At 71.0% G+C, this 14,741-nt stretch carries 10 protein-coding genes and 2 pseudogenes; 8 read left to right on the plus strand and 4 right to left on the minus strand.

What is annotated here, in order from left to right:
• The first annotated feature begins 4 nt into the window (after positions 1-4).
• On the plus strand, positions 5-1,051 hold the full coding sequence (locus tag IE277_RS19345) for an MFS transporter (protein ID WP_229881845.1): 1,047 nt from the start codon (positions 5-7) through the stop codon (positions 1,049-1,051).
• Positions 1,052-1,136: 85 nt separating this feature from the next.
• Here IE277_RS19345 and IE277_RS19350 read toward each other — a convergent pair whose 3' ends face one another.
• Positions 1,137-1,580, minus strand: coding sequence for a universal stress protein (locus IE277_RS19350; RefSeq protein ID WP_189954074.1), 444 nt, complete (start codon positions 1,578-1,580; stop codon positions 1,137-1,139).
• Positions 1,581-1,758: 178 nt separating this feature from the next.
• On the opposite strand from IE277_RS19350, the gene IE277_RS19355 reads away from it, so the two are divergent.
• Together IE277_RS19355 and IE277_RS19360 are read left to right on the plus strand one after the other, a co-directional pair.
• Entirely contained in the window at positions 1,759-3,645 is a 1,887-nt protein-coding gene (locus IE277_RS19355) for an FAD/NAD(P)-binding protein (protein ID WP_189954076.1), read from the plus strand.
• Between the two features lie 193 nt (positions 3,646-3,838).
• Positions 3,839-5,197 carry a putative PEP-binding protein gene (locus IE277_RS19360; protein WP_373310829.1) on the plus strand — a complete coding sequence of 453 codons (1,359 nt, stop codon included), beginning with the start codon at positions 3,839-3,841 and terminating at the stop codon, positions 5,195-5,197.
• On the opposite strand, the gene IE277_RS19365 is transcribed toward IE277_RS19360, so the two are convergent.
• The 3 genes and pseudogenes from IE277_RS19365 to IE277_RS19375 form a co-directional block, all read right to left on the minus strand.
• Positions 5,140-7,890 carry a bifunctional YncE family protein/alkaline phosphatase family protein gene (locus tag IE277_RS19365; protein ID WP_189954080.1) on the minus strand — a complete coding sequence of 917 codons (2,751 nt, stop codon included), beginning with the start codon at positions 7,888-7,890 and terminating at the stop codon, positions 5,140-5,142. The two genes, IE277_RS19360 and IE277_RS19365, sit on opposite strands and share 58 nt — an antisense overlap.
• Positions 7,891-7,897: 7 nt before the next feature.
• The gene (locus IE277_RS19370; protein ID WP_189954083.1) at positions 7,898-9,286 is read right to left on the minus strand and encodes an ABC-2 transporter permease family protein; all 1,389 of its coding nucleotides are present in this window, start codon (positions 9,284-9,286) and stop codon (positions 7,898-7,900) included.
• Positions 9,287-9,834: 548 nt separating this feature from the next.
• A pseudogene (locus IE277_RS19375) lies at positions 9,835-10,761 on the minus strand (ABC transporter ATP-binding protein); the annotation flags it as partial.
• Between the two features lie 564 nt (positions 10,762-11,325).
• On the opposite strand from IE277_RS19375, the gene IE277_RS47255 reads away from it, so the two are divergent.
• The 5 genes and pseudogenes from IE277_RS47255 to IE277_RS19395 all read left to right on the plus strand — a co-directional run bounded on the left by IE277_RS47255 (position 11,326) and on the right by IE277_RS19395 (position 14,704).
• Positions 11,326-11,478, plus strand: a complete 153-nt coding sequence (locus tag IE277_RS47255) for a hypothetical protein (RefSeq protein ID WP_229881787.1) — start codon at positions 11,326-11,328, stop codon at positions 11,476-11,478.
• A gap of 317 nt (positions 11,479-11,795) precedes the next feature.
• On the plus strand, positions 11,796-12,665 hold the full coding sequence (locus IE277_RS19385; RefSeq protein WP_189954085.1) for an alpha/beta fold hydrolase: 870 nt from the start codon (positions 11,796-11,798) through the stop codon (positions 12,663-12,665).
• A 149-nt stretch (positions 12,666-12,814) separates the two neighbouring features.
• A pseudogene (locus IE277_RS47260) lies at positions 12,815-12,988 on the plus strand (DUF427 domain-containing protein); the annotation flags it as partial.
• A gap of 44 nt (positions 12,989-13,032) precedes the next feature.
• Positions 13,033-13,545: a DUF427 domain-containing protein gene (locus tag IE277_RS47265; protein WP_229881789.1), complete on the plus strand. Its 513-nt coding sequence runs from the start codon at positions 13,033-13,035 to the stop codon at positions 13,543-13,545.
• Between the two features lie 250 nt (positions 13,546-13,795).
• Complete coding sequence (locus tag IE277_RS19395) at positions 13,796-14,704, plus strand: TolB family protein (RefSeq protein WP_189954086.1); 909 nt, start codon at positions 13,796-13,798, stop codon at positions 14,702-14,704.
• The last annotated feature ends 37 nt before the right edge of the window (positions 14,705-14,741 follow it).

Here is a 14,741-nt window from a genome sequence, read left to right on the forward strand (position 1 = left end):
GGCCCTGACGAATCTCGCCGCCGGCGCGCTCACAGCCCGTTTCCGCCGCGAGCAGCTTCTCGTGGCCGGCTGGCTCATCGGCATCCCCGTGCCGTTCGCCCTGGCCTCGCCGCCGTCCTGGGGCTGGATCGTCGCCGCGAACGTCCTGCTCGGCCTCAACCAGGGTCTGACCTGGTCGATGACCGTCAATATGAAGATCGACCTCGTCGGTCCCGCGCGGCGCGGACTGGCCACCGGGCTGAACGAGGCGGCCGGCTACACCGCCGTCGGCGTCACCGCCCTGGTCACCGGCTACCTCGCCACCGCCTACGGCCTGCGCCCGGTCCCGGAACTCATCGGCGTGGTGTTCGTGGTGGCCGGGCTCGCCCTCGCCCTGATCGTGCGCGACACCGCGGCGCACGTCGCCCTCGAACTCTCCCAGCACACCGCGCCGGTGCCGACCGGCGAGAGCACCACGCTGGGCGCCACCTTCGCCCGGACCTCCTGGCACCACCCGTCGCTGCGCGGCGCCAGCCAGGCCGGCCTGGTCAACAACCTGAACGACGGCCTGACCTGGGGCGTGTTCCCCCTGCTCTTCACCGACCACGGTCTCGGCCTCGCCGCCGTCGGCCTCATCAAGGGCCTCTATCCCATCCTCTGGGGGCTCGGCCAGATCCCCACCGGCCGGCTGTCGGACCGTATCGGCCGCAAGCCCCTCATCGTCGCCGGCATGCTCACCCAGGCCGCCGGGTTCGTCCTGGCCCTGGCCCTGCTGGACACCCCGCTGCTGGCGGGCGTCCTCTCCGCCGTGGCGCTCGGACTCGGCACCGCCATGGTCTACCCGGCGCTGATCGCCTCGGTCTCCGGCCACGCGCACCCGGCCTGGCGCGCCAACGCGCTGGGCGCCTACCGCTTCTGGCGCGACATCGGCTACGCCGTCGGCGCCCTGGTCGCGGGCCTCCTCGCCGATGCCCTCGGCCTGAACGCCACGGTCGTCGCCGCCGCCGTCCTCACCGCCGGCTCCGGACTCCTCGCCGCCCTCTGGATCAGCGAACACAGGACCGCCGGCTGACCGCCTCCGGGTCCGGACGGGCCGCGAGCCCCTCGGCAAGGGCGCGGCCGAGTGCTTGGCCGGCGCCTGTGGCGAGTCGGCGGGGTCACTCCTTCTGGGCGCGCACGATCACGACCGGGCAGCTCGCGTGCTGGGCCACGTGCTGGCTGACCGAGCCGAGCAGGGCGGCCGCGAACCCACCCCTGCCCCGGCCGCCGACGACCAGCACCTCGGCCCCTTCGGCGGCCCGCAGCAGCACGTCGGCGGCGTTGCCGTGCACGACAAGGCTGCGGACCGTGCCGGCCGCGTCGGCGCCGAGCACGTCGGTCAGCTCCTTGTGCATCCGCTGCCGGGTCTCCTCCTCGTCGACGTCCATGTCGACGGCGGGCGCCGACCAGCCGTACAGCCCCGGCAGCTCCCACACCGCGACGGCGTCCACGGTGGCGCCGACGAGGCCCGCGTAGTGCACGGCCCAGCGCAGGGCCGCGTACGAGGACGACGACCCGTCGACACCGACGACCACCCGGGGCAGGACGGCATCCCTGTCCATATCTCCCACCTCTCCTACGGCTCTCCCGCCCCGTCGTTTCACCCCCTCTGTCTCCACGCTGCACGCGCCGTCGCCATCTCGCCAGAGCAACGCGTCCAGACCGGGCGCCCTGGACAGGCCCCCGCCCGGCGTGAGACAGCAGAGTCGGGTTGTCGTCGCCGAAGCGGGAGGCTTGGCCATGGGGCGAACACACGGGTGCCCGAGAGTGCTGATAGTCGGGGCGGGCCTGGCGGGCACCGCCACGGCGATCCGGCTGCTCCGCTTCGCGCGCAGACCGCTTGAGATCGTCCTTCTGGAGCGGCGTCCCGACTACCGGTCCGCCGGTGTCGCCTACCACCGGGAGGGCAACCCCTGGGACCATGTGTTCAACATCCAGGCGGGCCGGATGTCGGTGTTCCGGGAGGATGTTCTCGATTTCGTCCGCTGGGCCAACGTCGAGGCGGACCGCCGGGAGTGGCCGGCGCGGTGGGCGCGGCACGAGTTCGCCGAGCAGGGCCCGGCACCCCGGCGGATCTTCCAGGACTACCTGATCGACCGGCTGGCCGAGGCCAGGCGGGAGGCCTGTCCCGGTGTCGTACTCGTCGAAGCGGACGGCGAGGCGGTCGACATGGAGGTACGCCCGACAGGAGTCGGTGTGACCGTGTGCCGGCTGTCGGCGAGCGGGCCCGGTGCCGGGCAGGGCCCGCACCCGTGTCTTCTGTTCGCCGAACACGTCGTGCTCGCGACCGGTCTCGAACTCAGGGAACCGCCCTTCGCCTCCGAGGTGCTCACGCACCCGTCCTTCGTGCGCAACCCCTACTCCGCGGCCGGTGTCCGCAAGCTCGTGGCACTCCCGTCCGAAGCGAGCGTCGCGATCGTCGGATCGGTGCTGAGCGCGTACGACTCGGCGGGCCTGCTGCTGCGCCAGGGACACACCGGCCGGATCCATCTGGTCTCCAGGACCGGGACGATGTTCAGGACGTACCCGGCCGACCATGAGCACGGGGTCTTGCCGCTGCCCTGTCCGAGAGCGCTGCTGGAGCCGTACCGGAACCGTGCGGAGTTCGTTGCCCGGGTACGGTCCGCGTGGGAGACGGCGTGCTCCACGGTCGCCCGGGATCACCCCGGAGTTCACCCGGCGGTGATCGCGGAGCGGGTGGCGAAGGCGTGGGAGCCGTATCTTCCCGAGGCCATCGAGCGGATCCCCTCCGCGGAACTGCGGCGCCTGCTGGACGAGTTCGGGACCGCGATCGCCGCGTACCGGGTCGGCGCGGTGGAGTACACCATGGGGGTCATCGAGCGCGCGATGGATCCCGTGGCCGGGCCGGTGCGGCTGGTCGTCGGCGCGGTGGAGCGGATCACGTCGGCGGAGTCGGGGCGGCTGGTCGTCTCGGTCGCGTCCGCGGAGCGCAGACACACGATCGAGGCCGACCTGGTGGTGTCCAATTTCGGCAGGGAGTGGGACTACAGCAGGGTGGGCCGGCCGCTCTGGCGGAACCTCCTGCGAAGAGGGATCGCGGTACCCCATCGGCGCACCGGGCGCGGTCTGGAGGTCGACGAGCACGGAACGCTGCTGGGCCCCGGCGGCGAGCCGGCCGGCCCGGTCTCCGCGGTCGGTGCGCTGCGAGAGGGCGACGAGTTCGTGCGGAACGGCCGGACCGGTGCGTTCGCCTTCAATCTCGCCTCCATCAAGAACCAGTCCATCGCGGTCGCCGCCCGCGTCGTCGCGCGACTGGAACTGCGCGAGGACGGGCCGGCTGAGGATCCCCGTCAATTCCGCGGCGACGTGGGCGATTTGGCGGAGGAAGCGGTCCGGGGCGGATTCGAGGAGGCGGTGATGCTGGAGGTGCGGAGGCTGGCCACACGCACCCGACGTGAGCGGGAACTGCTCGATTCCAGAGTGGACGCCTGTATCCGGTCCGTGGATGGGCGTCCGGCCTTTCCGGGAAATGCTTCCTCGCGCGATCGCCTCATGCGGGTGGCCGTCAACCGGGCCGCCGTCGCACGCCTCACCGACGTCTCCGTGACACCACGTCAGCTGCGTCGACAACTGGGGATAGCGGACGCCGAAGAGGCGGGAGCCTGACGCGCACTCCTCGGCGGTATTGCGATTTCCCGAAGATCCGCCATTTGCTCGCCGGTGTCTTCGATGACCGCATCATGGCCGCTGACAGACTTGCCACAAGACCGCACGGGGGTACAGGAGTACGGGACTACGGGAGTACCGCTTGAACGGGCGACGGATTCAGGGATCCCTTCTGACCGGCGGTGTACAGAGTGTGCTGCGCGGCATCTGCAATCACACAAGAAGTCCGCTGGTGGGATCCATCCTCGTCACCCCGGTTCTTCACGCCGGTCTGTACGACGCGATCGTGACGGCGCGAGCGGTCGTCTGCGGTTCGGGGGGACTGACCGGCCATATGCAGTCCCTCTGCCGCGCCAGAGGAATTCCCGTGCTCCGCGTCGACCGGGCGGATCTCGCGGACCTGGTCGGCGAGGTGACACTGGATCTGGGGAGCCGATCGATCCTCATCGGATCCCCTGCGACCGCCGGGCCTTCGGGGCCGAGGACCGCGGTCGCGTCGCCGTGGCCGTCACCGTCGCCGTCTCCGTCACCGTCTCCGTCTCCGTCTCCGTCGCCGTCTCCGTCTCCGTCTCCGGACGATCTCGGCTCGGCGTGTGCGGTCATCGCGGACCTGGAGGACATCCGCACGGTCAACGCGTGCGCACCGGGCGCGGAGCTGGTCGACTGCTTCTTCATCCGGGAGGAGTTCCTCTGCCTGGCGGCGGCTCTGCGCCCGCTGGACTCCCTTCACGGTGGCCCCGCCGCCGTCGAGAGCTACGGGCAGTCCGTCGCGGACCGGCTGTGCGCCCTCGTCGACGCGCTCCTGCCCGGCCAGCGACTGGTCCTCAGGCTCCTCGACCTCCGCTCCGACCACGCGGCCGACGTCACCGAACAGGCCCCGGTGACGGTCGAGCCCAACCCCGAACTCGGCCTGCACGGCGCTCGCTGGCTGCTGCGCTCCACCGCCTACCGGGACGCACTGCACGCACTGCTGCGGACCCTGCGGGGGCGGCTCGGGGAGGATGCGCGACGCGTCCACCTCTCGGTTCCGTTCCTCACCGATGAAAGGGAGTTCGCCCGGCTCAGGGCGCACCTCGACGTGCCGCGGGACGTGCCCCTGTCCGCGTTCGTCGAGACCCCCGCCGCGGTGCACGCCACCGCGGCCCTCTGCGCTGCCGGGGCCAGCGAGGTCTTCGTCGGCACGAAGGATCTGGTGCAGTTCTATCTCGCCGCGGACCGCGGCAACCACCTGGTGGCCGACTCCTACCAGACCCGGCACCCCGCCGTCCTGGACGCACTGCGCAGCGTGGTGCGGTCCGCGCGTGCCGCGGCGACCCCGGTGCGGGTGTACGCCCTGGGCACGGACCTCGCCCACTACCGGGAACGCCTGACGACGCCGGACGGCTACATGATGTGCACCGCCGAACTCCAGCAGGTGCTCCTGCACGGGAGACGGCGAGGACCCCTGGCGGGCGCTGTGGCCGGCCAGAGGTCCTCGGTGCGGTCCGGACCGCGTCAGTCGTCGTTCTCCGCGGACGGGATGTACGCGCCCGGTACGTCGTTCGGGGCGTAGATCTTGCTCTCACCGGGGTACGGCGTGGCCCAGTTGTGGGTCTCGTACCAGGTGAGGTGGTTCATCTGCGCGGGGTTCGCGTAGTCGGGCACGGCGTTGGGGCCGGTCAGCCGCTGCTTCGACTTCCAGGCGTTCCAGGTGGCCGCGAGGGACCGCTTGTCCGCCGGCACCTTCGCCGCGGGCACGGCGGCCGCCTTGAGGGACTGCTTCGCCGGGGTGTCCACGCCGCAGGACGGCGGGGTGCTCAGACCGTCGGTCAGCGAGGTCCGGTTGGGCAGCGCGTCGAACGGCGTGTAGTCCGGGCGGCCGGTGAAGGCGCCGCGCATCGGGGTGGCCGCGGAGTCCTTCTGGTTCATCGGGCGGACCCCGAGGATCTGCTCGATGGTGCGGATCACGGTGATCTGCGAGTAGTAGTGGCTGTCGACCTTGTCGTGCTGGGCCCAGGGGCTGATGATCTGGATCGGCGCGCGGTGGCCGTCGACGTGGTCGAGGCCGGCCTGGGAGTCGTCCTCGACGACGAAGATCGCCGAGTCCTTCCAGTACCTGCTGTGCGAGATCTTGTCGACGATCCTGCCGGTCGCGAGGTCGTTGTCCGCGACCTGGGCGGCGGGGCTCGCCGGACCGCCGGTGTGGTCGCTGGAGAGCCAGAACATGTTCAGGTTCGCCGGACCGTTCTTCTCGAAGTCCTGCTGCCAGATCTGCTCCCGGTAGACGTCCGGGACGCTGGTGTCGAACTTCGGGAAGCCGGGCACGGACACGTTGTTGAGCGACGGGATCGGCGACGACGAGTTCAGCGGGTAGGCGGTGCCCTGCCCGGTCGTGGCCATGTTCTTGGCGTCGCAGTACAGGTTCTGCCAGCTGGCGTCCGACGGCTTCGTCAGGAACTGCTGGAACTCACCGAAGTCCCGCACGCTTCTGCCGGCCGCCTGCGCACCGCTCCACAGGAAGCCCGTCTTCTGGTGGCCGAGCGCGTCGTCCTCGGTGTCGTAGCTGCGCGCGTACTCGCCGGCCGAGGACTCGGTGTACTCGGGGTTGTCGGCCTGCATCAGCCAGTTGTGGCCCTCGGCCGAGTTGGTGCCGATGTCGTACGTGTTGTCGTAGAGCCCGAACTGCTCGGCCAGCGCGTGCTGGTTGGGCGTCACGTTCTCGCCGAACTGGGTCAGCGACGGGTCGCCGTTGCCCTTCGGGATGTCGCCGTAGACCTGGTCGTAGGTCCGGTTCTCCTTGACGATCAGGAAGACGTGCTTGATCGTCGACGGGTCGCCGAGGCGCGCCGGGACCGCCATCGGCGTGGCCCTGCCGTGCTGGCCCGCGCGTTGGAGCGCGCCCGGTGTCCAGCCGTTCTGCTGGAACACCTTGCGGGTCTCGGACCGGATGACCCGGTCACTGGGCAGCGCGAACTGCGTCAGGCTGGACGTGGTGTCGTGGGTGCCGTGGCCGGCGCTGTCGGGGCGGCGGGCGTCGATACCGCGGGTGTTGGAGACGACGACCGTCCGGCCCACGGTGGTGATCTCCGACGGGAAGTAGTCCGTCGGCAGCAGACCGACGTAGCTGACCGGCTCCTGCGGGGAGGTGTAGCGGTAGACGGCGACCGCGTTGGCGCGGCCGAGCGTCACCAGCAGATGGCCGTCGTCGGTGAGGGTGACCGCGTTCGGCTCGTAGCCGACGGACGCCTCCGGCCACGGCTGGGTGGAGATGGTCTGTACGACCTTGTCGTTCTTGGCGTTGATGACCGACACGTTGTTGTCGGCGGTGTTGGTGACGAACACCGCGCCGTTCTTGGCGTACACGGCGGTCGGGTGCAGGCCGACGTCGATGCTGCCGACTGCGGCGGAGGCGTTCGCCAGGTCGATGACGCTGACCGTGCCGGTGGTGGTGGCACCGGTCTTCGGGTCGGCCGGCACCTGGGTGCCGTAGGAGTTGATCGTGGTGTCGCCAGGCTTCGCCGGACGGCCGCCCTCGTTGCTGACGTAGAGCTTGTCGCCGGCCTGGACCATGCCGCGCGGGGCGTTGCCCACGGACCAGCTCTGCTTGACGGTCCCGGTCGCCGCGTCGATGGCGACCACCCGGTTCTGGCCGTTGACCGCGGAGTACACGGTGGAGCCGTCGGCCGAGAACACCGCGGCGCCGACCAGGGCGTGCTTGATGCCGTCGGCCGGGATCGGGACGGCCGTGGGATCGGCGAGGGTGCCGTCCGCGTTCACGGTGAACCTGGTGTAGCCGTCGGCCTGGCCCAGCCACAGCTGCTTGCCGTCGGGCGAGTACGTGGGGCCTTCCTGGCCGACGGCACCGCTCTTGATGCGCAGGTCGTCCGCCGCGTTGGTGCCGACGCGCTGTTTCACCTGCCCGGTCCTGAGGTCCACGACGACCAGCGCCGCGTCGCCGTCGGCGACCGCGGCGGCGAGGTGGCCGCCGTCCGGGCTGACCGTCGACGACATGATCTTGCCGTCGTCGATGACCATGCGGCTGCCGTACGGGGAGATGTACTGGTCGCTGGAGACGACCTGGCCCCTGGCGGTGACCTGGCCGACCTGGTCGGTGCCGAACTGGCGCGTGGAGGCGACGGCGGTGCCGGTGGCCAGGGCGACGGTCGTGATGCATGCCGTGACCAGCGCTGCCCGACGGCCGACACGTCTGCCGAGCAGGTCGAAGTACTCCTTCTCGACGGAACGGCGGCGGCGAGTTACCTGCATGGAGGAGTCATCCCTTCGCGGTGGCGGGAAGCAGGTCGACATTGCCGTCGAACTGCCAGAGCGGGTTCGGTGCGTCTCCGGTCGAAGTCCGTACCAGGAAGTAGCCGTTCACTTCCTTCGGTCCGTCGCCGTCGGCCACGAACCGCCCGTCTGCGGTGATGTCGAGCTGGTAGACGGCCTGCCCCGTGGCCTGGGTACCGGGCAGATGCCAGGAGACGACGCAGCGCCAGTCGTTGCCCGCGCCCTCGGCGTCCTCCCTGACATCGCCCTTGGTGCAGGCCGCCGAGGACCTCAGCTGTGCCTCGGTCACGGCGGGGCGGTGCAACTGCGCGGTCTGCATGCGGTAGAGATGGGCGAAGTCCTCGGCGAGGGAGCGCTGCACCTTGTCCTGCTGGATCCCGGATCCGGTGGTCGCGCCGGTCGTCACGGCGACGACCGCGACCGTGACGGCGACGAGACCGGCGAGCGGAAAGAGCCCGGCGGTGACCGCGCGACGCGCCGATCCGTCGTCGGACAGGTCGGTGAAGTCGCGCCGCAGGAAGAGCAGATAGGCGATCAGCGTCGCCGTCACGGCCCACACCAGGCTGACCACGATCCCGATGACGAGCGGACCGAGCTGGGCCGGTCCGGTGAACAGGCCGTTCCAGGCGATGAACGCCCAGCTGGGCAGGGCGAGTCGTACGGCCACGGGCAGCGGCAGCATCTGGGCGAGCTGCATCGCGAGCGCGACGACCGCCGGCAGCAGCAGCCCCATGGGCGAGCGGCCCAGCACGACCGATCCGAGGAGGCCGACCCCCGCGAGGGCGAGGGTCGGGGCGAGGACACAGAGCCAGGCGAGGAGGACCCTGCCGGCGGCGTCCCCCGGAGTGAGCAGATGGCCGTCGAGGCCGACCAGCGGCTGGTTGCCGATCGCCACGAGCCCGCCGGCCGTGCTCGACGCGGCCAGCCCGACCACGAGCAGCAGAATCACGGTGAGACTCGCCAGCGCCTTCGCCGCGAAGATCCGGCGGGGCGAGCGGATCGCCACGAGCAGATGGCGCCAGGTGCCGAGCCGGTCCTCGGAGGCGAACACATCACCGGCGACCACGGAGGTCAGCAGCGGGAGCGCCCAGGTACCCGAGAAGCCGAGGATCACCAGTGGTCCGGCCCAGCCCGTGGCGGGCATCCACCGCCCGAAGAGGGTGTCGGCGGGCAGGGTGCTCTGCTGGCTCACCCCGGCGACGAACAGGCCCGGCGCGATCCAGCAGGCGAGGACCAGCAGGCGGATCCGCCATTGCGAGACGAGCTTGACCAGTTCGAAGCGGTAGCCCCGGGCAACCGAGACACGCGCGGCGCGGGGGGCCGAAGCGGGGCCAGGGGTGGGGGCGACGACGGTGGCGGACGGGGCTGCGGTCATCGGCCGGCCTCCTGCTGCTGAGCGGTGCTCTCCTGCGCCGGGGCGGAGCAGTCCTGATTCTCGACACGGGGCAACGGCAACTGCCCTTCGACGCGGGCGTGTTGCCGCTCGGCCCCGGGACCCTGAGGCCCGGCCCCGGGGCCCTGAGGCCCGGCCCCGGGGTCCTGAGGCCCGGCCCCGGGGTCCTGAGGCCCGGCCCCGGGGTCCTGAGGCTCGGTCCCGGGGTCCCTCGGCTGGGCACCGGGGTCCTGCTGCTCGGCACGGGCCGACAACACTTCGCCGCGGGCCGACTGCTCCTCGGCACGGGCCAGCTGCTCTTCGGTACGGGCCAGCTGCGATTCGGCGCGGGCCGACTGCGATTCGGCGCGGATGTGTTGCTGCTCGGCACCGAGGTTCTGCTGCGGGGCACCGGAGGCCTGCCGCCGGGTACGGGCCGGAGCCCCCTCGGCACCGCCCAGCCGCTCCTCGGCCACCGCGTCCTGCTGCGCCGCACGGGCACGGGCCGGCTGCTCCCCGGCCAAGACGCCCTGCGCCCCACCACCGGACCCCTGTTGCTCGGTGAGGGCCAGGAACGCGGCTTCGAGGGGGGACACCACAGGGGCGAGTTCACGCAGCGCGATGCCCGACCGCACCAGCCGCACCACGAGTTCGTCCAGGGCGGGCACGAGCGCCCGTACGACGAGCACCCCGGCGTCCTGGCGGCCGCCCGCGTCGTCGACCAGGCGGACCCCGGACGCCTCTGCGGCCAACTGCCGGGCGGTCCGCGGATCGGAGGTGGCCAGCCGGTAGTCGAGTTCACGGTTCTCGGCGGCCAGCTTGCCCAGAGGGCCGGAGAAGACGACCCGCCCGGTGGCGAGGATGGTCACCTCGGAACACAGCGCTTCGAGGTCGTCCATGCGATGGCTCGACAGCACGACACCGGTACCCTCCGCCGCGAGCCGGGTGAGGACCCCGTGCACATGTTTCTTGCCGGCCGGGTCGAGGCCGTTGGACGGCTCGTCGAGCACGAGCAGCCGGGGCTTGGTGAGCAGGGCCGCGGCGAGTCCGAGCCGTTGGCGCATGCCGAGGGAGAAGCCGCGGGCGCGGTCGTCGGCCACGTCGCCGAGCCCGACCTGTTCGAGCGCGTCGTCGACCCCTGCCGTGCGCGCGTCCTCACCGCGCAGTGCGGCCAGGGCGGCGAGATTCTGCCTGGCGGTGAGCGAGGGGTAGAGCCCCGGCCCGTCCACGAACCCGGCGACTCCGTCGGGGGCGGCGAAGGTCCGGCCCACCGGTGCGCCGAGGATCTCCAGCCGGCCGCCGTCGGCCACGGCCAGGCCGAGCATGAGTCCGAGGAGGGTCGTCTTGCCGGCTCCGTTCGGTCCGACCAGGCCGTGGATCTGTCCCTGCGCCACATCCAGATCGATGCCGTCGAGTGCGACGACATCACCGAAGCACTTGGTGATCCCGCGTGCCCGGATCGCGAGGAGTGAGTCCATGAGCCCCTTCTTTCGAAAGCCTCAAGGAGGCTAGGGACGGCACACGACACTCACAGCAATAGCCAGTTGAACGCTCATGGAACGGAAGACAACAGGCATCCGCCGCGCCGATAGCCGACAGCCCCCATCAACACCGGTATCCCACAAGGGATTTGACTCGATGTCAGCAAATCGGCCATTCACGTAGATGAACTTCGCCCATATGGGTGTACGGAGAGACCGCTCCCGCGCCAGACTCGCCCAGCGTCCCCACCACCCAACATCCCCGCCGCGCCGCCCCCTTGGAGGCCGCCCATGCGTCCCCGTCGGCACGAAGTTCGAAAAGCGGGTCTTCTCCCAGAACGGCGACCGGGTGGGAGGGTTCCGGCCGGGGACGCTGCGGATGGCGTATCCCCACAGCAAGGACGAAGCAACGGGTCTTTCCCCGCCCGGACGGTTCGACGCCGCATGTCTTCGACTTCGCCCCGGCGCCCGGAGCGCCGGTCGGCCCGAACACGGTCCAGGGCTACAGCCCGCCCTCCTGCTGGTCGAGGGGGGCAGGCATGGGGCATCTACGGATTCACCATGATGTACCGGCGCACCGGGGACCGGCAGTTCCTGTCCACGGCGCACAGACAGGAGTACCGGCAGGTCGCCCTGCGCGTCCTCCAGCCGCAGAACGTCGACCGCGCCATCGACCTGACGTCGGTGTCCGGTCCGGACCCTCCCGGCGGATAGCCGGGGCCCTGCGGGGCGACCCCGCCCTTACCGGTCGAGGACGACCTCGGCGGCCGGGGGCGTCGACAGGGAGGCCGAGCGCCGCGAGCGATGAGGCGGCCGGGCGCCCCCGGACGAGGCGACCGCCGTCGGACCTGGATCGACGAGACGGAGGCCGTCTCGCGCACGCTCCGGCTGACCCGCAGGGGCGGGGATGGCCGGTTCACCCAGGCGCATACCTACGACTCCTCTAACCCTCAAAGCCGCCTTGACAGGTTACATCAGGCGTGCTCGACTGGAGTTGCAACCACTGAAATCAAATAGAGGGGTTAGACGCGATGATCTCCGCAACCCACCACCGCACCGCCACCGTCAACGGTCTTGAGGTCTTCTACCGGGAGGCGGGCGACCGGAACGCACCCACCGTGCTCCTCCTGCACGGCTTCCCGACCAGCTCGCACATGTTCCGCCGGCTGATCCCGGCACTCGCCGACCGCTACCACGTGATCGCCCCCGACCACATCGGGTTCGGCCAGTCCGCCATGCCCGCCCCGCAGGACTTCCCGTACACCTTCGACGCCCTCGCCGAGGTCACCTCCGGGCTGCTCCAGCACCTGGGCGTCGACCGTTTCGCGATGTACGTCCAGGACTACGGCGCCCCCATCGGCTGGCGGCTCGCCCTGCGCCACCCGGACCGCGTCACCGCGATCATCACCCAGAACGGCAACGCCTACGAAGAGGGCTTCGCCACGCCCTTCTGGGACGGCGTCTTCGCCTACGCCGAGGCGCCGGGACCGGACACCGAGGCCGCCATGCGCGGGGCCCTGACCCTCGAAACCACCCGCTGGCAGTACGTGCACGGGGTCGCCGACCCCAGCCTGGTCAGCCCCGACAACTGGGTGCACGACCAGGCCCTGCTGGACCGCCCCGGAAACGACGAGATCCAGCTGAGACTCTTCCGCGACTACCCCACCAACGTCGGCCTCTACCCGCGGGTGCACCAGTACTTCCGCGACTCCCGGGTCCCGCTGCTGGCGGTCTGGGGAGCGAACGACGCCATCTTCGGCCCCGAGGGCGCCAAGGCGTTCAGCCAGGATCTGCCCGACGCCGAGATCCATCTGCTCGACTCCGGGCACTTCGCCCTGGAGAGCCATCTGGAGGCCATCACCGAGCACATTCGCGGCTTCCTCGCCCGCGTGCTCGCCTGAGGCACCGTGCCCGCCCCCGAACCAGGAAAGGACCCGCCATGGGACTGTCGTGGCAGCAAGGCCCCCTGTCCACCGGCGCCGTCGAACGCTTCCTCACCCCCGACCCGCTGCCCGAGCGACTCCTGTTCGCCGAGCGGCTGCGCCGTCGTATGCGGGTGCGGTTCGACGACGCCTGGATCGCCGACAGCGAGAACGCCGTCCTCCTGCACGAGCCGGGCCGCTACCCGGTCGCCTACTTCCCGCGCGCGGACCTCGACGAGCAGGTCCTGGTCGCGAGCGACAAGGTCACCCGGCACCGGGATCTCGGCAGGACGGCCTGGTACGCAGTACGGACCGGCGACCGCGCCGCCGAACGCACCGCCTGGGAGTGCACGGCGCCGGCCTCATGGGCCGTATCGCCTTCGCCTGGCGGGCCATGGACGCCTTCTACGAGGAGGACGAACGCATCCTCGGACACGCCGCGGACCCGTACCACCGCATCGACATCCGCACCACCTCCCGCCTGCTCGAAGTCCGGCTCGGCGACACCGCGATCGCGCGCTCCGGGCGTCCGCTGGTGCTCCACGAGTCCGGATTCGCCCCGCGTTGGTACGTCCCGCGCGCCGACATCGACGAGAGCACTTTGCGCCCCGTCGACGGCCGGACGTTCTGCCCGTACAAGGGGCTGTGCGACTACTACGACTTCGGCGACGCCCGGCGCGCGGCCTGGTCGTACCGCGACGCCTACCGGGAAGTCGACCGGATCGACGACCTGGTCTCCTTCGAACCGGACAAGGCCGAGGTCTTCCTCGACGGCGAGCGCCTGCGTCCCGAGCCCGGACAACAGGTCGTCCCGCACGGCGTCGACCGCGGCCTCGACGCGGGCGAGTACAGCCGGTGACAACAGCCGGTGACAACAGCCGCTGACGACAACGGCTGAGTGCGGGTGCGGATGAACAGGACGTACTTCATGACAGCTCCTCGACGGTGTTACGCCCCTGTGACCGTGAAGGGACGGTTCGAGGATCGGAGCCTGTCAGGCTCGGTCTCGAACAGAGCGGCAGGCGGTCGCGTGGCCTTCAGCGACCTGGGCGACGGCGGAGCGGCTCTGACGTTGACCTGACCTGTCGATGTTCCTGGGGGAATACGTCATGATCACGCGTACCCGCACCATCGTGGCCGCCATCGGTGTGGCCGCGGCCGTCACCGGCACGGCCCTGCTCGGCGCCGCCGGCACCGCCTCGGCCGCCGGCACCGCCTCGCATGCCACTCTCACCGTCAGCAACGGCACCAGATACGTGCTGATCAACGGCCACCGGGTCGACTTCGGGGTGCCCGTCCGGGACCTCGCCTGGTCGCCCGACGGTGCCAGGGCCGCCTTCATCGACGGCTCCGGGAACCTGGACGTCGCGGGTCCCGACGGCAGCGGGCGTGTCGTCGTCGCCAAGAACCCGGGCAACCAGAACTGGTCCCACCCCACCTGGCAGGTGACGCCGAAGGACACCCAGATCGGCCTGCCCGCCCGGGACAACCTCATCTTCGCCGCCCGCGACAAGGGGGTGTCCCGGCTGAAGTACATCTCCGCCAAGTCCGTCCACGGCACGCCCAAGACACTGTCCCTGTACGGCGACCCGGGCCCGGGGGGTGCGCTGCCGCAGACGGGCAACGTCTGGCCCAACGCGGCCGGGCACTATGGCACTTCGGTCTACGCCAACACCGACACGGGCGCCGTCTACATCCGCGACGACTACACGCGCCAGCAGGGCGGCAAGCTGACCAAGGGGTCCGAGCCGGCGCTTTCCCCGGACAACGAGGAGGTCGTCTTCGTGCGCTCGGTCGCCGGCCACGACCACGTGCTCGTCGAGGACCTCGCGCACGGCGACCACATCAAGGACCTCACCCCGCACGCCACCACCGACTACACCGAGCCGGCCTGGTCCCCCGACGGCAAGACCCTCGCGGTGCGTACCTCGTCCGGCACGGTGACGCTGCCGGCCGACGGCACGGGCCACCCGACCAAGGTCACCTCGACCGTCGGCCTGGCGGCATACCGTCCCTGAGGTCGTACGACGGCACGGGCCGGGCGGGTCCGGAGCG

Origin of the sequence: Streptomyces alanosinicus (assembly GCF_014650595.1) — a bacterium.
In the GTDB taxonomy this organism is placed as follows: domain Bacteria; phylum Actinomycetota; class Actinomycetes; order Streptomycetales; family Streptomycetaceae; genus Streptomyces; species Streptomyces alanosinicus.

What these genes read in the sequence shown, in the direction of transcription:
- IE277_RS19350 (WP_189954074.1), bottom strand. Translation starts at nt 1,580, where the DNA reads ATGGACAGGGATGCCGTCCTGCCCCGGGTGGTCGTCGGTGTCGACGGG.
- IE277_RS19355 (WP_189954076.1), top strand. Translation starts at nt 1,759, where the DNA reads ATGGGGCGAACACACGGGTGCCCGAGAGTGCTGATAGTCGGGGCGGGC.
- IE277_RS19365 (WP_189954080.1), bottom strand. Translation starts at nt 7,890, where the DNA reads ATGCAGGTAACTCGCCGCCGCCGTTCCGTCGAGAAGGAGTACTTCGAC.
- IE277_RS19370 (WP_189954083.1), bottom strand. Translation starts at nt 9,286, where the DNA reads ATGACCGCAGCCCCGTCCGCCACCGTCGTCGCCCCCACCCCTGGCCCC.
- IE277_RS47255 (WP_229881787.1), top strand. Translation starts at nt 11,326, where the DNA reads ATGATGTACCGGCGCACCGGGGACCGGCAGTTCCTGTCCACGGCGCAC.
- IE277_RS19385 (WP_189954085.1), top strand. Translation starts at nt 11,796, where the DNA reads ATGATCTCCGCAACCCACCACCGCACCGCCACCGTCAACGGTCTTGAG.
- IE277_RS19395 (WP_189954086.1), top strand. Translation starts at nt 13,796, where the DNA reads ATGATCACGCGTACCCGCACCATCGTGGCCGCCATCGGTGTGGCCGCG.